The 16,425-nt window shown below is 61.5% G+C and carries 15 protein-coding genes and 1 tRNA gene; 6 read left to right on the plus strand and 10 right to left on the minus strand.

Annotated features, from left to right (window positions below):
* Positions 1-137 precede the first annotated feature (137 nt).
* Positions 138-1,184, plus strand: coding sequence for an App1 family protein phosphatidate phosphatase (locus ACTNFJ_RS05840; protein ID WP_435907467.1), 1,047 nt, complete (start codon positions 138-140; stop codon positions 1,182-1,184).
* On the plus strand, positions 1,181-2,248 hold the full coding sequence (locus ACTNFJ_RS05845) for an FUSC family protein (RefSeq protein WP_435907466.1): 1,068 nt from the start codon (positions 1,181-1,183) through the stop codon (positions 2,246-2,248). Before ACTNFJ_RS05840 ends, ACTNFJ_RS05845 begins: the two co-directional genes overlap by 4 nt.
* Positions 2,249-2,521: 273 nt before the next feature.
* Here the strand turns inward: ACTNFJ_RS05845 and ACTNFJ_RS05850 are convergent, their stop codons facing one another.
* The 6 genes from ACTNFJ_RS05850 to ACTNFJ_RS05875 all read right to left on the minus strand — a co-directional run bounded on the left by ACTNFJ_RS05850 (position 2,522) and on the right by ACTNFJ_RS05875 (position 7,567).
* Positions 2,522-3,079: a YceI family protein gene (locus tag ACTNFJ_RS05850; protein WP_435907465.1), complete on the minus strand. Its 558-nt coding sequence runs from the start codon at positions 3,077-3,079 to the stop codon at positions 2,522-2,524.
* Between the two features lie 121 nt (positions 3,080-3,200).
* Positions 3,201-3,878 carry a type 1 glutamine amidotransferase gene (locus ACTNFJ_RS05855; protein WP_444711809.1) on the minus strand — a complete coding sequence of 226 codons (678 nt, stop codon included), beginning with the start codon at positions 3,876-3,878 and terminating at the stop codon, positions 3,201-3,203.
* A gap of 71 nt (positions 3,879-3,949) precedes the next feature.
* Positions 3,950-5,272 carry a MurT ligase domain-containing protein gene (locus ACTNFJ_RS05860; protein WP_435907463.1) on the minus strand — a complete coding sequence of 441 codons (1,323 nt, stop codon included), beginning with the start codon at positions 5,270-5,272 and terminating at the stop codon, positions 3,950-3,952.
* Between the two features lie 17 nt (positions 5,273-5,289).
* The gene (locus ACTNFJ_RS05865; RefSeq protein WP_435907462.1) at positions 5,290-6,318 is read right to left on the minus strand and encodes an Fpg/Nei family DNA glycosylase; all 1,029 of its coding nucleotides are present in this window, start codon (positions 6,316-6,318) and stop codon (positions 5,290-5,292) included.
* Positions 6,319-6,432: 114 nt separating this feature from the next.
* Positions 6,433-6,924: a ribose-5-phosphate isomerase gene (locus ACTNFJ_RS05870; RefSeq protein WP_435907461.1), complete on the minus strand. Its 492-nt coding sequence runs from the start codon at positions 6,922-6,924 to the stop codon at positions 6,433-6,435.
* Positions 6,925-6,940: 16 nt separating this feature from the next.
* Complete coding sequence (locus ACTNFJ_RS05875; protein WP_435907460.1) at positions 6,941-7,567, minus strand: mycothiol-dependent nitroreductase Rv2466c family protein; 627 nt, start codon at positions 7,565-7,567, stop codon at positions 6,941-6,943.
* A 90-nt stretch (positions 7,568-7,657) separates the two neighbouring features.
* Between ACTNFJ_RS05875 and pepN the strand changes: the two genes are divergently transcribed.
* The 3 genes from pepN to ACTNFJ_RS05890 are packed head-to-tail and all read left to right on the plus strand — an operon-like array spanning position 7,658 to position 11,566.
* Positions 7,658-10,231 (plus strand): aminopeptidase N, encoded by a 2,574-nt coding sequence (pepN, locus tag ACTNFJ_RS05880; protein WP_435907459.1) that lies wholly within the window; start codon positions 7,658-7,660, stop codon positions 10,229-10,231.
* Entirely contained in the window at positions 10,224-11,117 is an 894-nt protein-coding gene (locus ACTNFJ_RS05885; protein WP_435907458.1) for a mechanosensitive ion channel family protein, read from the plus strand. Before pepN ends, ACTNFJ_RS05885 begins: the two co-directional genes overlap by 8 nt.
* Positions 11,114-11,566 (plus strand): globin, encoded by a 453-nt coding sequence (locus ACTNFJ_RS05890; RefSeq protein ID WP_435907457.1) that lies wholly within the window; start codon positions 11,114-11,116, stop codon positions 11,564-11,566. The genes ACTNFJ_RS05885 and ACTNFJ_RS05890 overlap by 4 nt, the downstream gene beginning before the upstream one ends.
* A gap of 43 nt (positions 11,567-11,609) precedes the next feature.
* Here ACTNFJ_RS05890 and ACTNFJ_RS05895 read toward each other — a convergent pair whose 3' ends face one another.
* The 3 genes from ACTNFJ_RS05895 to ACTNFJ_RS05905 are packed head-to-tail and all read right to left on the minus strand — an operon-like array spanning position 11,610 to position 14,433.
* Positions 11,610-12,032 carry a hypothetical protein gene (locus ACTNFJ_RS05895; RefSeq protein WP_435907456.1) on the minus strand — a complete coding sequence of 141 codons (423 nt, stop codon included), beginning with the start codon at positions 12,030-12,032 and terminating at the stop codon, positions 11,610-11,612.
* Positions 12,033-12,047: 15 nt separating this feature from the next.
* On the minus strand, positions 12,048-13,205 hold the full coding sequence (locus ACTNFJ_RS05900) for a TFIIB-type zinc ribbon-containing protein (protein WP_435907455.1): 1,158 nt from the start codon (positions 13,203-13,205) through the stop codon (positions 12,048-12,050).
* 7 nt (positions 13,206-13,212) lie between these two features.
* Positions 13,213-14,433: an SHOCT domain-containing protein gene (locus tag ACTNFJ_RS05905; protein WP_435907454.1), complete on the minus strand. Its 1,221-nt coding sequence runs from the start codon at positions 14,431-14,433 to the stop codon at positions 13,213-13,215.
* Between the two features lie 152 nt (positions 14,434-14,585).
* Here ACTNFJ_RS05905 and ACTNFJ_RS05910 point away from each other — a divergent pair.
* Positions 14,586-14,661 (plus strand) — tRNA-Arg (locus ACTNFJ_RS05910).
* A 196-nt stretch (positions 14,662-14,857) separates the two neighbouring features.
* On the opposite strand, the gene ACTNFJ_RS05915 is transcribed toward ACTNFJ_RS05910, so the two are convergent.
* The gene (locus tag ACTNFJ_RS05915) at positions 14,858-15,520 is read right to left on the minus strand and encodes a response regulator transcription factor (RefSeq protein ID WP_435907453.1); all 663 of its coding nucleotides are present in this window, start codon (positions 15,518-15,520) and stop codon (positions 14,858-14,860) included.
* Positions 15,521-16,425: the final 905 nt, after the last annotated feature.

The following is a 16,425-nucleotide window of genomic DNA, read 5'->3' on the forward strand; positions in this document are numbered from 1 at the left end:
ACCTACTGACCAGTGGCCAGTCGATCACAATTCTAACGAGTCTGTGAATTTCCTGCGAATTCATCTTGATGTCAAGCGATATATCTCTCGACACGCAGCTAAGCAAGGCCGACCCCCGCCCCACCTAGACTGGAGGGGTGACGGAACTCAGACGGCCCGACAGCAGACCCAGATTTGCAGCGCGGGTCGAGGACTGGATTCATCGACGCCGCCAGAAGCGAGCGCTTTCGAGCGGCAAGACCCCGGGCATCATTCCCTACATCAGCTACGGCTCAACGACGTGGGTGCGAGTGATCGGGCGGGTGCTCTACCTTGCTCCCGAACCCAAGAAAACCGGCCGCGCTTCGCGCGTAGCCGAGGTGCAGCGGGTGCGCGGTTGGCGCAGCTTCGCGAGCCTGCACGTACCATTCACCCCGGTTCAGGTGCACATTGACGGCAAGCCGGTGGCTGAAATCGTGTCCGATCGTGGAGGTGTTCTGGATTCGATAGTGCAGGTCGAGCTGTCGCCCGGCTGGCACACGATTGGCCTGCGCACCGAGCACAGCGAGCCTGCCAATGCCCCGGTGTACATTGTGGATCCGGAGGCGCGCTTCGGAATCATTAGCGACGTCGACGACACCATATTGAACACCGCCCTCCCCAAGCCCTTGGTCGCGGCCTGGAACAGTTTCGTGCTCGACGAGCAGGCGCGGACGTCGACACCCGGCATGCCGGTGCTCTACGACCACCTCATTGCAGAGCACCCCGGCTCACCGGTGCTGTACCTCTCCACCGGGGCTTGGAACGTCGCGCCCGCGCTCAGCAGGTTTCTCGAGCGCAACCTATTTCCTATGGGTCCGCTGCTCCTCACCGATTGGGGTCCCACCCACGACCGCTGGTTTCGCAGCGGTACCGAGCACAAGCAGCGCGAGCTCAACCGCTTGGCCACCGATTTTCCTGAGATCAAGTGGGTCCTCTTTGGCGATGACGGCCAGCATGACGAATCGCTTTATCACGAGTTCTCCTCTGCCCACCCCGAGCACGTCGCCGCGGTGGCGATCCGGCAGCTGTCGACGAGCCAGGCCGTGCTGGCCGGCGGTCGTTCGAAAGCGCGGTTGCATCGAAGCGTGAGCGGAGTTCCCTGGGTGTATGGCCCCGACGGCGCAACCCTGCGCGAGGAGCTGACTCGACTGGGTCTGCTGTGACCGCACCCATCACCAGGCCGTGGCGTCGATTCGAGCGGCGAATGACCGGACGCTTCACCGTGTCACACCGGGCGCCGCTCCTGCAGATACTGAAGGCTGCAGCAGCGGCGATCCTCACCTGGTTCGTGTGCTTGTGGGTATTTCCCGAGCAGCTTCCCATCTTCGGCGCGATCGCCGCGCTGCTCTCGGTGCAAGAAAGCGTGGATCAGTCGCTCACCCGAGGCATCGAACGCGTCGTCGGTGTCCTCCTCGGAGTCAGTGTTGCCCTCGGCGCAGGCGCACTCTTTGGTCCGCAGAGTTGGCTCTTCCTCGCTGCAATCATCGTGTCGATGGGGCTCGGATGGCTCCTGCGGATGACGAACTCATCGACGAATCAGATCGCCATCTCGGCACTTCTCATGATTGCACTCGGTGGACTCTCACTGGGCTATGGCTTTGAACGGCTCATCGAGACCATCATCGGTGCGGCGATCGGCATATCGATCAACGCACTCATCGTTGCCCCGGTGCGCACGACTCCGGTGCATCTCGCCATCGGTAACCTCACCCGGCACAGCGCACAGGCGCTGCGACGCCTTTCCGAGGCGCTCGAGGAGCCACGCGAGCGCGAATGGATCGACAGAATGATGCGTGACGCTCGGCGCCTGCAGAGCGAGCGTGATGAAGTCCACCAGCTCTTGCGAAACGCCCGGGAGAGTCTCCGCCTCAACCCGCGCGGGCCAAGATACCGGGCCATCCTGGGCGAGGATGACGAAATGTTCTCGCGACTCCAGCCCATTGTGACTCAGGTGGTGGGCATGACCCGCGCGCTGTCAGACAACTACGGGAAGGGGCTGGTCGGAGTGCCCCAGGTGAGTGGCATGGCGGTCGAGTTGCGCCGTGCGGCACACGACCTGGAGCGACTCGGACACCCAAGTTCCGAACCCCTGAGCCATTCGGAGCCTCCAGCGCTTACCGCGCCGTACGTCATTTCGCAGCCCCATCCCGTGTACTGGCAACTGATCGGTTCACTCATGGAGGATCTCCGGCGGGTGCGCGGGCGCATCACCGGAGAGATCGAGTAGCCCCACCTGCTGTCAGTGCGCTGCGCTCGGCGTCCTTACTGCTGAACTGAGGCAGTGGCCTCACCAGCTAGCGAAGCCCTGCGGCCTTCGCTACTCAGTGAACTGAGGCAGTGGCCTCACCAGCTTTCACAGCGAAGCCCTGCGGCCTTCGCTACTCAGTGAACTGAGGCAGTGGCCTCACCAGCTTTCACAGCGAAGCCCTGCGGCCTTCGCTACTCAGTGAACTGAGGCAGTGGCCTCACCAGCTTTCACAGCGAAGCCCTGCGGCCTTCGCTACTCAGTGAAAGCTGCTTGCACATCAAGCGTGATCGTGACCTCGCTTCCGAGCAGGAGCCCACCGGTCTCGAGCGGAGCGTTCCACTGAATGCCAAAGTCCTCGCGCTTCACCTTCGTCGTCGCGGTGAAGCCAGCCTTGTAGTTGCCGTAGGCGTCCTGTCCGAAGCCACCGAACTCAAAGTCGAATGTCACAGGCTTGGTGACGCCACGGAGGGTCAGGTCTCCGTCTACCAAGAACGTGCCACCATCCTCGCGAATGCCGGTACTCACAAAGGTGAACTGCGGGAACTCCTCGACTGCGAAGAAATCGTTTGTGCGCAGGTGACCATCGCGATCGGCCTGGTTCGTGTTGATCGAGGCAACCTCAACGTTCGCCTCAACCGTGGATTCGAGGGGGTTCTCAGCGGTCACGAACGTGCCAGCGAACTGCTCGAACTTGCCCTTGACCTTGCTAATCGCAAGATGGCGAACGGAGAAGCCGACCTCGGTGTGTGTGGGATCAATGACCCACGTTCCGACGCGGTAGCCGGGGATCTGATCTGCGGTAATGGTCATAGGTGTGTCCTCCAGGTCTCAAAACGTTGAATGATTGATGTTTCAACTAAAAGGAGACTAGCAAGAAGCACGTAAGATGGTCAAGTATTCACGTGAATGTTTTTTAAAGTTTGTGGATCCCCTACCGAGGGCGACGTTTCGCTGACTCCCGGGCACGCAGTGCGGTGTGGTCATCGAACACGCGCGGCTCAAAACCGCCATAGCGCCGGTGGGATGCGGTCGCGATGAGGAAATCCGAGATCGCAGGGTTCTTTGGCAAGAGCGAACCGTGCAGGTAGCTCCCGATGACGTTGTGTGCGCGAGCGCCTTCCACTCCATCGCGCGGGTTGTTTCCCGCTCCGCGAGTGACCCTACCGAGGGGTCGCGAACCCGGCCCGAGCACCGTATCGCCGCTGTGGTTTTCGTAGCCGATAATCTCGCCGAACTCGTCGCTCTCCAACACGATATTGCCGATCATTCGCGTGTCTCCGCCGCGCGTTTCAACGTCGAGCACGCCAATGCCGGTCAGTTCCTCTCCGGCGTGAGTCACAAAGCGGTGACCGAAGAGTTGGTAGAGCCCGCAAATCATCAGCATTGGCACGCCGTCAACGGCCAACTGGCGAAGCGCTTCTCCCTTGGTCACGAGATCCGCTGCCACCCGGCCCTGACCAGAGTCCTGACCGCCACCGCCCACGATAATGTCCACGTGCGTTGGGAGGGGGCCACCAGGATTCACTTCCACGACTCGGGGGGCAAACCCATGCGCGTGAGCGCGGCGGGTGAGCGCCAGGACGTTGCCGCGATCCCCGTAGATATTCATGTCACGCGGGTACAGGGACACGATTACGAGTTCGCGCTCCCCCGAAACCTCGTTCGACTGTTCTTGGAGCGTCACCAGATGTCCTCCACCTTCGTCAGCGTGGCGAGCTCCTTTCGGAGCGCAAGCATGGCCGTGTATGTGCAGTAGATTCGGCGCGGCTGACCAGAGGTGCGACGACGAAACTCGGCGAGCGCGCGCTGCGGGTCCTCATCAACATGCCCAACCCCCACCTCATCGTGTTCAAGCCGAAGCGCCATGTCCCATGCCCGCGTTCCCGAGACAGTATCGACCCCGGTCTCCGCAAGCGATCCAAAATCTACATCCCAGAGCCACGACATATCCCGACCGTCGGCATACTGATCGTTGATCGCAATCATCGAAGCAACCCCAGCGGCGGGAAACGAGGCGAGAGCCAGCCGAAAGCCTGCGGGGTTCTTCACCAGCACCAGTTCGAGCGTGTTGCCATCGAGCTCAAGTTGTTCCCCTCGACCGAAGGCCGGGCGAACGTGCGCGAGAGAAGCAATCAACTCTTCCGTTGTCGCGCTCACCCCCTGTGTCTCTGAATTTCTCGTGACTCCCCCGCGCAACACGAGCCTTACCGTTGCGAGGGCCGCCGCCGCGTTAAACGTGTTGTAGAGCCCCTCAAGCTTGAGATCAGTGCGATGATCTGCCCCGTCGACGCGGAAGACTGCCTCGTGATCTCCTACCTCGATGAGCGTCACGTCTGCGTCGGCGCGCTCAGCCTCGGCTGAGTCCGTGGCCGCTGGTCCCCCGCGATGAAAATCATCGTCGCTCGGAAACATCTCCCGCAGATGGTCGGAGAGCCCAAACGAGGTCACTTCAATGCGATCGCTCTGACTCGCCCCCGTGCGATCCAACAGTGGATCCTCACGATTGACGACCAAGCCCGCTGTCGTGGACTCGGCGATACGTTGTAGCAACTTGGCGGTCGCGTCAATCTCGCCGAATCGATCAAGCTGGTCGCGCAACACGTTGAGCAGCAGTGTGTATCGAGGCTTCACTCGCGCGATGAAGTGGATCGCGTGCGCCTCGTCGAGCTCGAGCACGGCGATGTCCGCGTCGAGCCGACCTGCGAGAGAACATTCCTGCACCGCAGCAGCAATCACCCCGCGCGAGAAGTTTGAGCCGGTCCGGTTGGTGAAGACGCGAAGCCCCTGTGACTCGAGGATCTCGACGATCATCTTGGTGGTAGTCGTCTTCCCGTTTGTGCCGCTCACTGCGACCACCCCGTAGGGCAGCCGGCCGAGCGCGCGGGAGAGAAAACCCGGGTCGAGCTTTTCTATGACGAGGCCAGGAAGAGCCGATCCGCCACCGCGCAAACGCGCAACCTGCCGCACCGACTTGCCAATTACGGCTGAGAGCACATCACGCATGTACCCAGCGTACTGACCTAGTGGGCGCGCTGGCAGCCCGGGCACCAGTAGAGCTTGCGGTTCGCCATGTCTTCAAGGGTGATGGACGCACCGCAGCGCTTGCAGGGGGTGCCTTCCAGCTTGTACACCCAATGCCGATCGTCTCGTTCTTGAAGCGCGCGGAGGTAGGCCTCGCCCTCGAGCCCGTCGATGGTGATCATCTGGCCCACGGTGATCCCGATGTCGAGCAGGTGTGCCCAGTCATCCCAAAGCTCGACGAGCACTCGTTCGCTGAGCGATCCAGCAGGAGTGTGCGGGTCGAGCTCAGCCCGAAAAAGAAGTTCCGCACGGTACACATTTCCAATGCCAGCGATCACCGACTGGTCCATCAAGACCAAACCGATGGGGGTGCGACGTTTCTTGGCTCGAGTAATGAAACGAGCCCGTTCAGCTTCGGTATTCGCATTCGCGGGATCAGGGCCGAGACGATCAAGTACCGCCGCGACACCCTCCGGCGGCAATACCTCGCAGGCGGTGGGCCCGCGTAAGTCAGCGCACACCCGCTCGTTCAGAAGCCGCACGCGGACTTGCCCGACGGGTTCAGGGGGAAAGGTATCTGCCGAGAGTCCTTTGCTATCGTGCTCAGCCATGCGCACGCGGGTTCGACGTGGCGCACCAATAGAGGCTACCGAGTCTTCGCCATCCGCATCCAGTGGCGGGCTTGTGGCCACCCCACGCTGGCTCGTGTCAGTACCGACCATGCCCGTCTGACCGAGCTTGGTTCGCCCAGAAGCTTGCGCGTGCAACTGGATACGCGGATCCACCGCAACGTCGCCCGCGAAGTCCCAGGCGCCATAGATGCCCAGGTGCACGCGCAGCCAGTCGCGCTCCTCGAACTCGAGAAACATCTGTTTACCCACGGCCCGCGCGTCCGTCATCTCGCGGCCGTTGAGAAGCGCAGCGCCGAGGGAGAATCGCCCTTGCGGGCTCGATACCGCAGGGGCCGTACCGACGAAGTTGACGCCAAATTGCCGCGCGATGCGGTGGACGGAATGCCCCTCAGGCACACCTACCTCCCTGCTCGCGTATCAGACCACACAACGCCCAAAGCCGAGGACGGCTTCGGCACATACGGCGCGCAGAGCGATGCTCTGCCCGGAGCGCCTGGGTGCCCTCAGGCACTACAGCGAATCCACCTGCTTGCCCGCGATTGCCCCAGTGCGCTCGTACTCTCCGAGCTGGGCGATGCGGCGAACGTGGCGCTCATCACCCGAGAAGGGTGTCGCGATGAAGATCTCGATCAAGCGAATCGCTTCCTCCACCGAGTGCTGGCGCGCGCCGATTGAGATCACGTTGGCGTTGTTGTGCTCGCGGGCGAGGGCTGCGGTTGATTCGTTCCAGACGAGGGCCGCGCGTATCCCTTCGACTTTGTTCGCTGCCATCTGCTCTCCGTTGCCCGAGCCGCCAAAAACGACGCCGAGGGTCTCGGTGCCCGCGCGTTCGTCTCTGGCGACACCCAACGCCGCGTTGATACAGAAGGATGGGTAGTCGTCGAGCGCGTCGAACTCTTCGGGCCCGTGGTCGATGACCTCGTGACCGAGCCCACGCAGATGCCCTTGCAGTTGCTGGCTGAGCTCAAGCCCGGCGTGATCGGTGGCAATGTGAATACGCATGCGTGCTGCCCTCTCGTTACGGTCGTGGCGATGAGTTGAACTGTGGGCCGACCCCGCGGCCGCGCTTCAACTCGTAGAATCCAGAGATGCTCGCGGCGGCGTGCACGCCATCCCAGAGCTTCAGAGCGTCGTCTCCAGTGGGGGCTGGGCTCACGACCGGGCCGAAAAACGCCACGCTGTCGATCGCGATGATCGGAATTCCTACGCCGGGGCCCACGAGATCGATGCCGCGCTGGGTGCTGGCGACCAGTTCCGCTTCATGCTCGCCCGAATCCGCTGCGGCGGCGAGCGCGGCAGGCAACCCGACCTCGTCGAGCGACTCGGCAATAATGACGTCGACGTCATCACGTCCGGCCGGATGCAGACGGTTTCCAATGGCAGTGTAGAGCTCGGCAACGGCCCGACCACCGTGAGCTTCGCTGACCGCAGTGAGGACCCGACCCATGCGGTGCCCCTGGCGCTGTCCCTCCGCGTGATCGCCCGCATCGACTCCCTCGTTCAGCACGGCCAGACTGAACGGATGCCACTGCACCTCAAAGTCCCGAAGATTGGCAACCTCACTCACCCACCGGCTCGTGATCCACGTCCATGGGCAGATCGGGTCGAACCAAAATTGGACGGCGGGAGTCGTGCGTTCTGTCATACCTCAAGTGTAGTCAGCTTGCGGGAATAGGCTGGGTGGCGACGGTGTCCGCGCAAGCGGACCGATCCACCAGAAAATGCGAGGAGCATCGTGCCCGGAGAAAACCTCACCCGCGCTGAAGCGATCGAACGCGCAAGCGTCGTACGTACCCACAGCTACGAGATCGACCTCGATCTCACCACCGGCGCAGAACTGTTTCGCGTCGTGACCACCGTGAGGTTTTCGGCCACACCCGGAGAAAGCACCTTCATCGATCTCATCGCAGCGGAGGTGCACAGCATCACACTCAACGGCGACGAACTCGACCCCGCGACGAGCTACGCCGATTCACGGGTATCGCTTACCGGCCTCGCTGCCGAGAACACCCTGCGCATCGTGAGCGATCAGCGTTACATGAACACGGGCGAGGGACTGCACCGTTTCGTTGATCCTGTGGACGGAGAGGTGTACCTGTACTCCCAGTTTGAGGTGCCCGATTCTCGTCGCATGTTTGCCGTGTTCGAGCAGCCTGACCTGAAGGCGACGTTCGCGTTCCGCGTCACCGCGCCCGCCCGCTGGCAGGTCATTAGCAATCAGCCGACCCCTGTTCCCACCCCCGTCGGGGAGCACGATGGTGAGTCGATTGCGACGTGGGCGTTCGCACCCACCCCGGTAATATCGAGCTACATCACCGCGCTGATCGCAGGCCCATACCGTGTCGTTCGGTCGGAGTTGACGAGCAGTGACGGCCGCATCATCCCGCTCGGAGTGTTCTGCCGAGAGTCGCTCAGCGAGTATCTCGATGCCGAGTACCTGTTCGAGAAGACCCGCGAGGGGTTCGCGTTTTTCGAAAAGCAGTTCGACTACCCATACCCGTTCGACAAATACGACCAGATTTTCGCGCCCGAGTACAACATGGGCGCGATGGAGAATGCCGGCGCGGTGACGTTCACCGAAACGTACGTGTTCCGCAGCAAGGTCACCGACGCGATGCGGGAGCGTCGAGTCGTGACGATCTTGCACGAGCTAGCGCACATGTGGTTCGGCGATCTCGTGACGATGCGCTGGTGGAATGACCTGTGGCTCAACGAATCGTTCGCTGAATACATGTCGACCCTCGGTGTCGCGGAGGCAACCGAATGGAAAGATTGCTGGACGACCTTCGTGGCAAGTGAAAAGTCGTGGGCGTACCGACAGGATCAGCTGCCTTCGACTCATCCGATCGTCGCCGAGATTCGCGACCTCGAAGATGTTCTTGTCAATTTCGATGGCATCACCTACGCGAAGGGCGCCTCGGTGCTCAAACAACTCGTCGCATGGGTGGGTCGCGAGCCCTTCATGCGAGGCGTTCACGACTACTTTGTCAAACATCATCACGGCAACACCGAGTTACCCGACCTGCTCGCCGAGCTGGAGACGCACAGCGGCAGAGACCTGGGCAACTGGTCGAAGTTGTGGCTCGAGACAGCTGGGGTCAACACTCTGCGGCCGGTGTGCGAGGTCGACGAGTCCGGAGCCTACTCCTCGTTCGCCATCGCGCAGACCGCAGTTGAGGAATACCCCACCCTGCGTCCACACCGGATTGCGATTGGGCTGTACTCGCACGGCGTTGACGGTGCACTCGCGCGAGTGCACCGCATCGAAACCGATGTCGATGGTGCGCTCACCCAGGTGCCCGAGCTCATTGGCATCAACAGGCCAGACTTGCTGCTGCTCAACGACGATGATCTGACCTACGCGAAGATCCGTCTGGATGAGACCTCGCTCGCGACCGTGCTTGATGGACTCGGAAACATCACCGATTCCCTCGCTCGGGCCCTCGTCTGGGGAACGCTCTGGGACGCGACTCGCGACGGCGAATTCGCGGCATCGCGCTTTGTCGATGTCGTGCTGCGTCACATCGCTGCGGAGACGCAGTCCACCACGCTCCGCACGCTCATCGGCCAACTGCTCCTGGCGGCCGCGAGCTATGTGGCTCCGGAGCGACGCGCGGCGACGCTCGAGCGTGTCGCCGATGCGCTGTGGCAGCTCGCCGTAGATGCCGAGCCGGGCTCGGATCGGCAGTTCCAATTTGTCCGCGCCTTCGCGCAGCTGGCATCCACCAGCGAACAGCTTGACACCGTGCTTGCGCTGCTCGATGAACGCGCGCCGCTGGATGGCCTTGATATCGACACCGACCTGGGGTGGGAGTTGCTCATCTCCCTCGCGGCCGGTGGGCGTGCGACATCTGAGGAAATCGAAACCGCGCTCACCGAGGACCGCACCGCGACCGGGCAGCAGTCGGCCGCACACGCCCGTGCGGCCCTCCCGACGGCTGAGGCCAAGACTGCGGCCTGGGATTCGGTTTTCAAAGCTGCCGATTTGCCGAACGCGATCGTGCGGGCAACCGGTCTGGGGTTCCTGCGCGCCCACGACCGGTCACTGCTTGTGCCGTTCATCGATCGGTACTTTGATTCGTTGCTCGCAATCTGGAACTCGCGCAGCTACGCGATCGCCGAGGAGATTATCGAGGGGTTCTACCCCGCGCCGCTCGCGTCCGAACCGCTTCGGGCAGCGAGCCGCCACTGGCTTGAGCAGCATCCTGAGGCTCCCGCAGCCCTGCGCAGGCTTGTGACTGAGCATGTGGCCGGGGTGGATCGAGCCCTGGCAGCACAGGCCGCCGATGCGAGGCTCGCCGATGGCTGAGTTTTGGGCCGCGGTCAGCGGATTCTTCATCACATACCGAGTGCCGTTTTCCGTGGTGCTCATCGTCGTGGGAGCGCTCATCGCGAATTGGGTACTGCGACGCGTGCTTGATCGCAGCGTCAGCCACGTCGTGCGCGGTGTGAAGCGTTCGCAAGACGTCGAATCCACCCAAGAGCTGCAGGCCACCCCACACATGAACGCGCGGGCCGTGCAGCGCACCCGCACCCTCGGCACGGTCGGTCGTCACGTCATCTCCTGGACGATCGTCGTCGCCGCCGCGATTGCGATTCTCTCGCAGCTCGGCGTGAACCTCACGGCGATGCTTGCATCGGCAGGTATTGTCGCGGCCGGTCTCGCCTTCGGCGCCCAGAACATCGTCAAAGACATCCTGAACGGGATTTTCATGGTCTTTGAGGATCAACTCGGCGTAGGTGACTGGGTGACCATCGATCAAATCAGTGGCACCGTGGAGGATGTGGGCATACGTGTCACCAAGGTGCGGGCGATCGACGGCACCCTGTGGTTTGTGCGCAACGGCGAGATCCTGACGCTTGGCAACGCGTCGCAGGGCTGGGGCCGCGCCATCATCGACATCGCGGTTGCCGCCGACACCGACCTCGCGCTCGCCGAGCAGGCCGCGCTCGAGTGCGGCAAAGAGCTTCTCTCTTCCCCGCAATATGCGCGCCGCGTCACCGGCCTTCCCGAGATGCTCGGGCTGGAGAGTGTCTTCGGAGACCGCGCAACACTCCGGTTCATGGTGCGCACGAGGCCTGAGGCCCAGTGGGCTGTCCAGCGCGAGCTACGGTCACTCATTAAAAAGAGGTATGCCGAACTCGGTATCGAGTTGGCCAGCGAGCTCCCCAAATACCCTGGAGGTTCCGTATGAACGAGGCAGCACCCGATCTCCCTCCACCAGCGCCGCGGTTGACCCTCCGGTCGGGAGCTGACGGTGCGGCGCTCACGGAGACCCTGTGGGCGCAGGTCGGCGGCACCGAAACATTCGAACGCCTCGTGCGCGCGTTTTACCGTGGCGTGCGCGAAGATGAGCTTCTTGCGCCGATGTACCCCGACGCAGACTGGGAGGGCGCGATTTGGCGACTGCGCACGTTCCTCGAGCAGTACTGGGGTGGGCCCACGACATACTCGGAGCAGCGCGGACATCCGCGTCTTCGAATGCGACACGCACCATTCCCGGTGACCCCCGAAGCGCGTGAGCACTGGCTCGCCCACATGTATGCCGCCCTTGATGAGGTGGCGCTCCCGCCGATGCACGATGCCGCGTTCCGAGACTATGTTGATCGCGCCGCTGTGGCGATGGTAAATCGATTCGAGTAGTCGATTCGACCTGTGGCGCGGAGCTCGCAGACCTGGTCTGCCCTCAGACCTGCGGCTGGTCGGATTGCGGGGGAACTTCAGACTGCTGTGGCGCCTGAGGAGGCTCGGGCGGCGGCACCTCGGTGACCGTGGTCCCGGTTCCCAGCCTCTTCAGCGGCGTGTTCGAGTTACGACCGGGAATGCTTGAGTTTTCGACGCCCTTCACCTCGCCGGTCTTCTGGTCATAAGTGCGCAGGTCAAGCATTTCCGTCGCAGTTTCGCGCTCGAAAGCGTGCCGTTTATCGGTGTTGCGGTAGCGCAGAAAAATCAACATGTAGAAACCGATGCCGCCGACCGGGCCGAGAAGCCACAGCCACGAGCCGCCCTCCTCCGCGCCGAAGCCGAATTCATCCGCAGCCGGTAGTACTGCCCCGAGGGCGCCGAGCGCGTCGTGGAGGGAAAGTGACGCCATCGCGAGCTGTTCCATGAGCATGGCAGTTTCCTATCCCGTGAAGAAGTCGAGAAAACCGCCGACCACGGTGCCGACGATGCCAATGATGACTGAAACGGTGATCAGACGACCGTAGCGGATCGGGACGCTACCCATGGTTTCGCCCGTGCGGCCGTTCACCGCTACGAAATGGGTGAGCTTGCCGTCGAAGTAGCTGTAGAGCCACACCGGCACGGAAATGGCGACCCAACGGGTGCCCTTCAGCGTCAGGTGCTCAGTTTCCCAGCGCACCCCCCGATCGTACTTTCCGGCCGTCTCGGTCGCGCGCTGCCGACCGATCGAGAGCAGGCGATTGTGCGCCTCACCGCCAAGTGCCGAAACATCAAGGTCACGCTTCTCCGCAGTAAACCCGCGCAGATAGTTCGCGTTGTAGGCCACCGCGGCCTTCACATCAAAGGGCTGAATCGTGTTGATGATGTTGTTGGTGTTCCGAGACCAGTCGATGTCGGCCCGATGGGCGGATGATTCGAGCATCACGTCATCGATATGCAGGTCGAAGGATCGCGCCACCTGATACACGTCAGCGTCGTACAGCGTCACTTCGTCGTCTCCGCGCTTGCGCGTGTAGCGCCGCGTTTGAACCTCGCCAAATCCGGTGAGGTCGAGATGGGTATTCGCGTCGAGCAGAAGGTAGGGCATGTACACGCCGACCACCTCCGTCGGGGCGAACTCCTTCACAAATTTGGGATGAGCGAAGAATCGCCGCGACTTCACGAACTGGTCAATGCGTGCGATCGCGTTGTCGCGCGTGATGCTGAATGGCAGCAGCCCATCTGGCACCGCACCATTCGGCTGCTGCGTATTGATTGAGAGCGTCTGCCTGCACCAGTGGCATCGCGATTGCAGCGCCTCCTGTGTGTTCACCACGACGTCCGCCCCGCAGGCCTGACACTTCAGCGTCAGCACGTCTTCAGCCGATTCTTGAAGTGAACCAGCACCGGAGGCGATAGTGGTGCCCCGCAGATCACCGATAGCCGAGTCGAGGCCGAACTGCGCCTCGATCGCCGACTCTGCCCACTCGTGTCGGCAGAAGTGACAGATAAGCATGCCGGTGGCAGGACGCAGCGAAATCTCCGTCGAGCCGCACTTGGGGCACTTGTCGAGACCGTCGGCTTTGCCGGTCGACGTGTCGATATGGTTCTCTGCCATGTCGTGCCTAGAGACCCAGCAGCGCCTTCTTCGCCGCCTCGAAATCTTCCGCCGTAATCAGACCCTGATCGAGCATCTGCTTGAACTGACCAAGCTTTGCGACAGGATCCTCAGCTGCGGCAGGGGCAGCAGCAGCCGCTTCCTGCTCCGCCGGTACGGTCTGCTGTGGCTGTTGCTGTTGCGCTTGTTGCTGCTGATTTTGCTGCTGTTGGAAGTTGAGCGCCTGGCCCGTCATTCCGACACCCATACCCATCATCGCCATGCCGCCCGCGCCCGTATTGGACCCGGCCGCCTCGAAGCCGCGAGCGACCGACTGCTGCAGGAACGACGATCCACGATTGCCGGAGAGCGCATCGGCCTTCTTCACGTCGCTCAGCAGCTTCTGCGTATCGGCATCGTACTCAATCGACTGGATTGCCGTACTCACGATCACGAGCCCGCGATTTGAGGCCCACTGGTAGCCAGACTCGACCGCTGCCGAGAGAGATTGAGCGAACCCCAGCGCGTCGCCCTGGATGCGAGCCATGCGGTTGCCCTTGCTGGGGTCATTCGTGTAGATCGAGAATGCCGGCGCCAGCGAGGAGACCACTTCATTGAAGAGCTGCGCCGCGGCATCATTGTCGAGATCGCTGAAATCGAACACCCGTGCGTCAGCGCTCAAATACGTGAGCGGCACGAATTGCTTCACAAACAGCACCGGGTCTGAGATCTTCAGCGTGTAGGTGCCACGGGTGATGGCGCCCACCTGGGTACCCAGAAACGCATCATCCCAGTAGATTTCGCTCTGGGTTCCGAAGCGGTTGTTCGGGATCTCTTTGAGATTGACATAGAAGGCCAGGTGCTGGGCCCCGGGCTGCCCACCAAATTTGAAGCGCTCCCACGACTGCAACACGGTGGATGCGAGCAGGCCGCCGCCGGTAAAAATTGACTTCGCCTGCGGGTCAGTCGTGGTGAACGTGTACCCGCCAGCTTCAGCGACGAGCCCGGTCAGCTCGCCGTTGAGGAACGTCAAGAGTCCGTAACCCTCGGGAACCACAATCAGTGAGCCGTCGGTGATGATGTTCTGCGAGCCCTTGGTGTTGGATCCCCGCCCCGCATTGGTTCCCTTGGGCACCGCTGGGAAGAGTGCGGCGGTCGGAGCGAGTCCGGCGGGCGGCTGCAGGAAGTCGATCCACTGATCGGCAAACATCCCGCCGATCGCACCTGAAAACGCCTTGATGAAGCCCATGGTCTCCCCTTTGCTCGGTCGCTCGCCTCCTGATGGGTGCGCACGTCTGTCTTCATCCTATGAGTTCCCGAGCGCCCGGGGAAGGGCAGACCCGCCCCCACGGTTCCGAACGGGTCGGTATTCGCGCGCGGCTGCGATACGCTATTTTGGTCGCCTCCGTAGCTCAGGGGATAGAGCAGGAGCCTTCTAATCTCTTGGTCGCAGGTTCGAATCCTGCCGGGGGCACCAGATCCACGAAGCATCGCTTCGGGGATCCGGTGACCCCAATCGCCACAGCGATTGCCCACGGAGCGAAGCGAGGGGTGGGGCACTCACTAAAGAACGCATCGCGTTCGACTGAGTGACCCCAATCGCCACAGCGATTGCCCTTAGCGTTGCTGCGGTCGAGCACCGCCGATGAAGCAGGAGATGTCGCACTCCCTGTTCAAAGTGAAATGAACTTGTACTCGAGGGCACGAAGGATCAGTCCAGCGAAGTTCTCCGCCTGGAGCTTCTCTCTCAGGTGACTTGCATGCGTCTTTACAGTCGACACGGCGACTCCCAATTCTCGAGACATCTCTTTGTAGCTATTCCCAGCGCAAATGAGATGCAACGTATCGAGCTCTGTCGGAGTCAGCTGTGGGAGATGAGTGTGATGAGCAGGAGGTAAGTCTCCACTCAGCTGAATTTCGGCCATGAGCCCTCGGAGTAACAGCGGGTCTTCCTCGAATGCGGCCGCAGCACGCACGGCTTCGACGACCACCCTGGGTGGTGCTGTTTTATCGATCACCGCCATCGCACCTGCGTGTATCGCGCGCGCGAGACCAGGCCCCGGTGCCGTAGTGGTAAGTATGACGATTCGCGCGTTCGGATCAAATCGCCGGATCTGCTGAGTCGCCTCAACACCTGTCATACCGGGTGGCATCGACAGGTCCATTAGCACGACATCTGGAGTCGCCGCTCGGTAGACATCAATCGCGGTCTCGCCGCTGAACGCGGGCGGAGCAACACTGATTCCCTCTTCGGCGGAAAGAAGTTGCGTGAGCGCGAGAGTGACCCACGGGTCGTCGTCGACTATGAGCACCGAAATTGCGTTTGAATCAGTCATAGGCGGTACCGGATGTAAAGATCTGGATTCGTGAATTCCCGTAGTGCACTGAGAAACATCAACGCCTTTCTCAGGGGCTGTCCGAGCGATTGAAAATTCTGTTCTGCCCATCCTCTCGATACACATCATCCGGGGCTTCCTTACCTCTGGAAAATGTTCTCCGAGATCCGTGTCGTTTCATCCGGGGCGGGTTGACCATCGGGTTGAACAATAAACGTCCCGAGCAAGCCAGAAGTTTCGAGCCGCGATCTTCCGCAACTCGCTATCCAATCAATATCAGTCTGGTACACCACAAGACAGATTTCACTGCGATCTGCACCACTAGCCAACCAAAATGACTGATCTCCAATCTCTGCAGCCAATCGAGATGAGTCATGATCGAGCTCGACCACGTCGATGACTTCAGGCAGGGAGTCTGAAGCTGTCCTTTCTCTATCAAGAACTGAATAGTCTGAGCAGCCTGTAACCACTAGGCCCAGCAATAGAACCGGAAGCATGCGCCCGTTTGGCCTCATAGTCGCCCCTAAGAATCAATCGGTGTTTCAAGGAAAGTAAACCTGACAAATTATGTTTTCGGAACCAGACACAAATGGCGTGTTCGTCCAATAGCAACCGTTCCTTGCACCCGCACGCGGCGAGTGCGTTAGCCATGCGCTTCCGGTTCCGACCGACTGATTCGTGAGGTATCCTGCAACATAGGTCGCATTTACTGCGGTCCAACCCCCCGTGGCAGTGTCAGTACGACCTCCCGTTACAGTCACTGTAGATGACATCTTGAGGCTCCCCGAAGTACTTCCACCAGCAAAGTAAGTAGCCGATGCAGCATGGGCAACACTAGCTACGCCTATCGCAAGACAGATGCCGAGCAGGCCTGCGACTGCGACTCTAAGAATAGATCGAATGCC

The organism is Leucobacter shiyiweii (assembly GCF_052446065.1).
GTDB lineage: Bacteria > Actinomycetota > Actinomycetes > Actinomycetales > Microbacteriaceae > Leucobacter.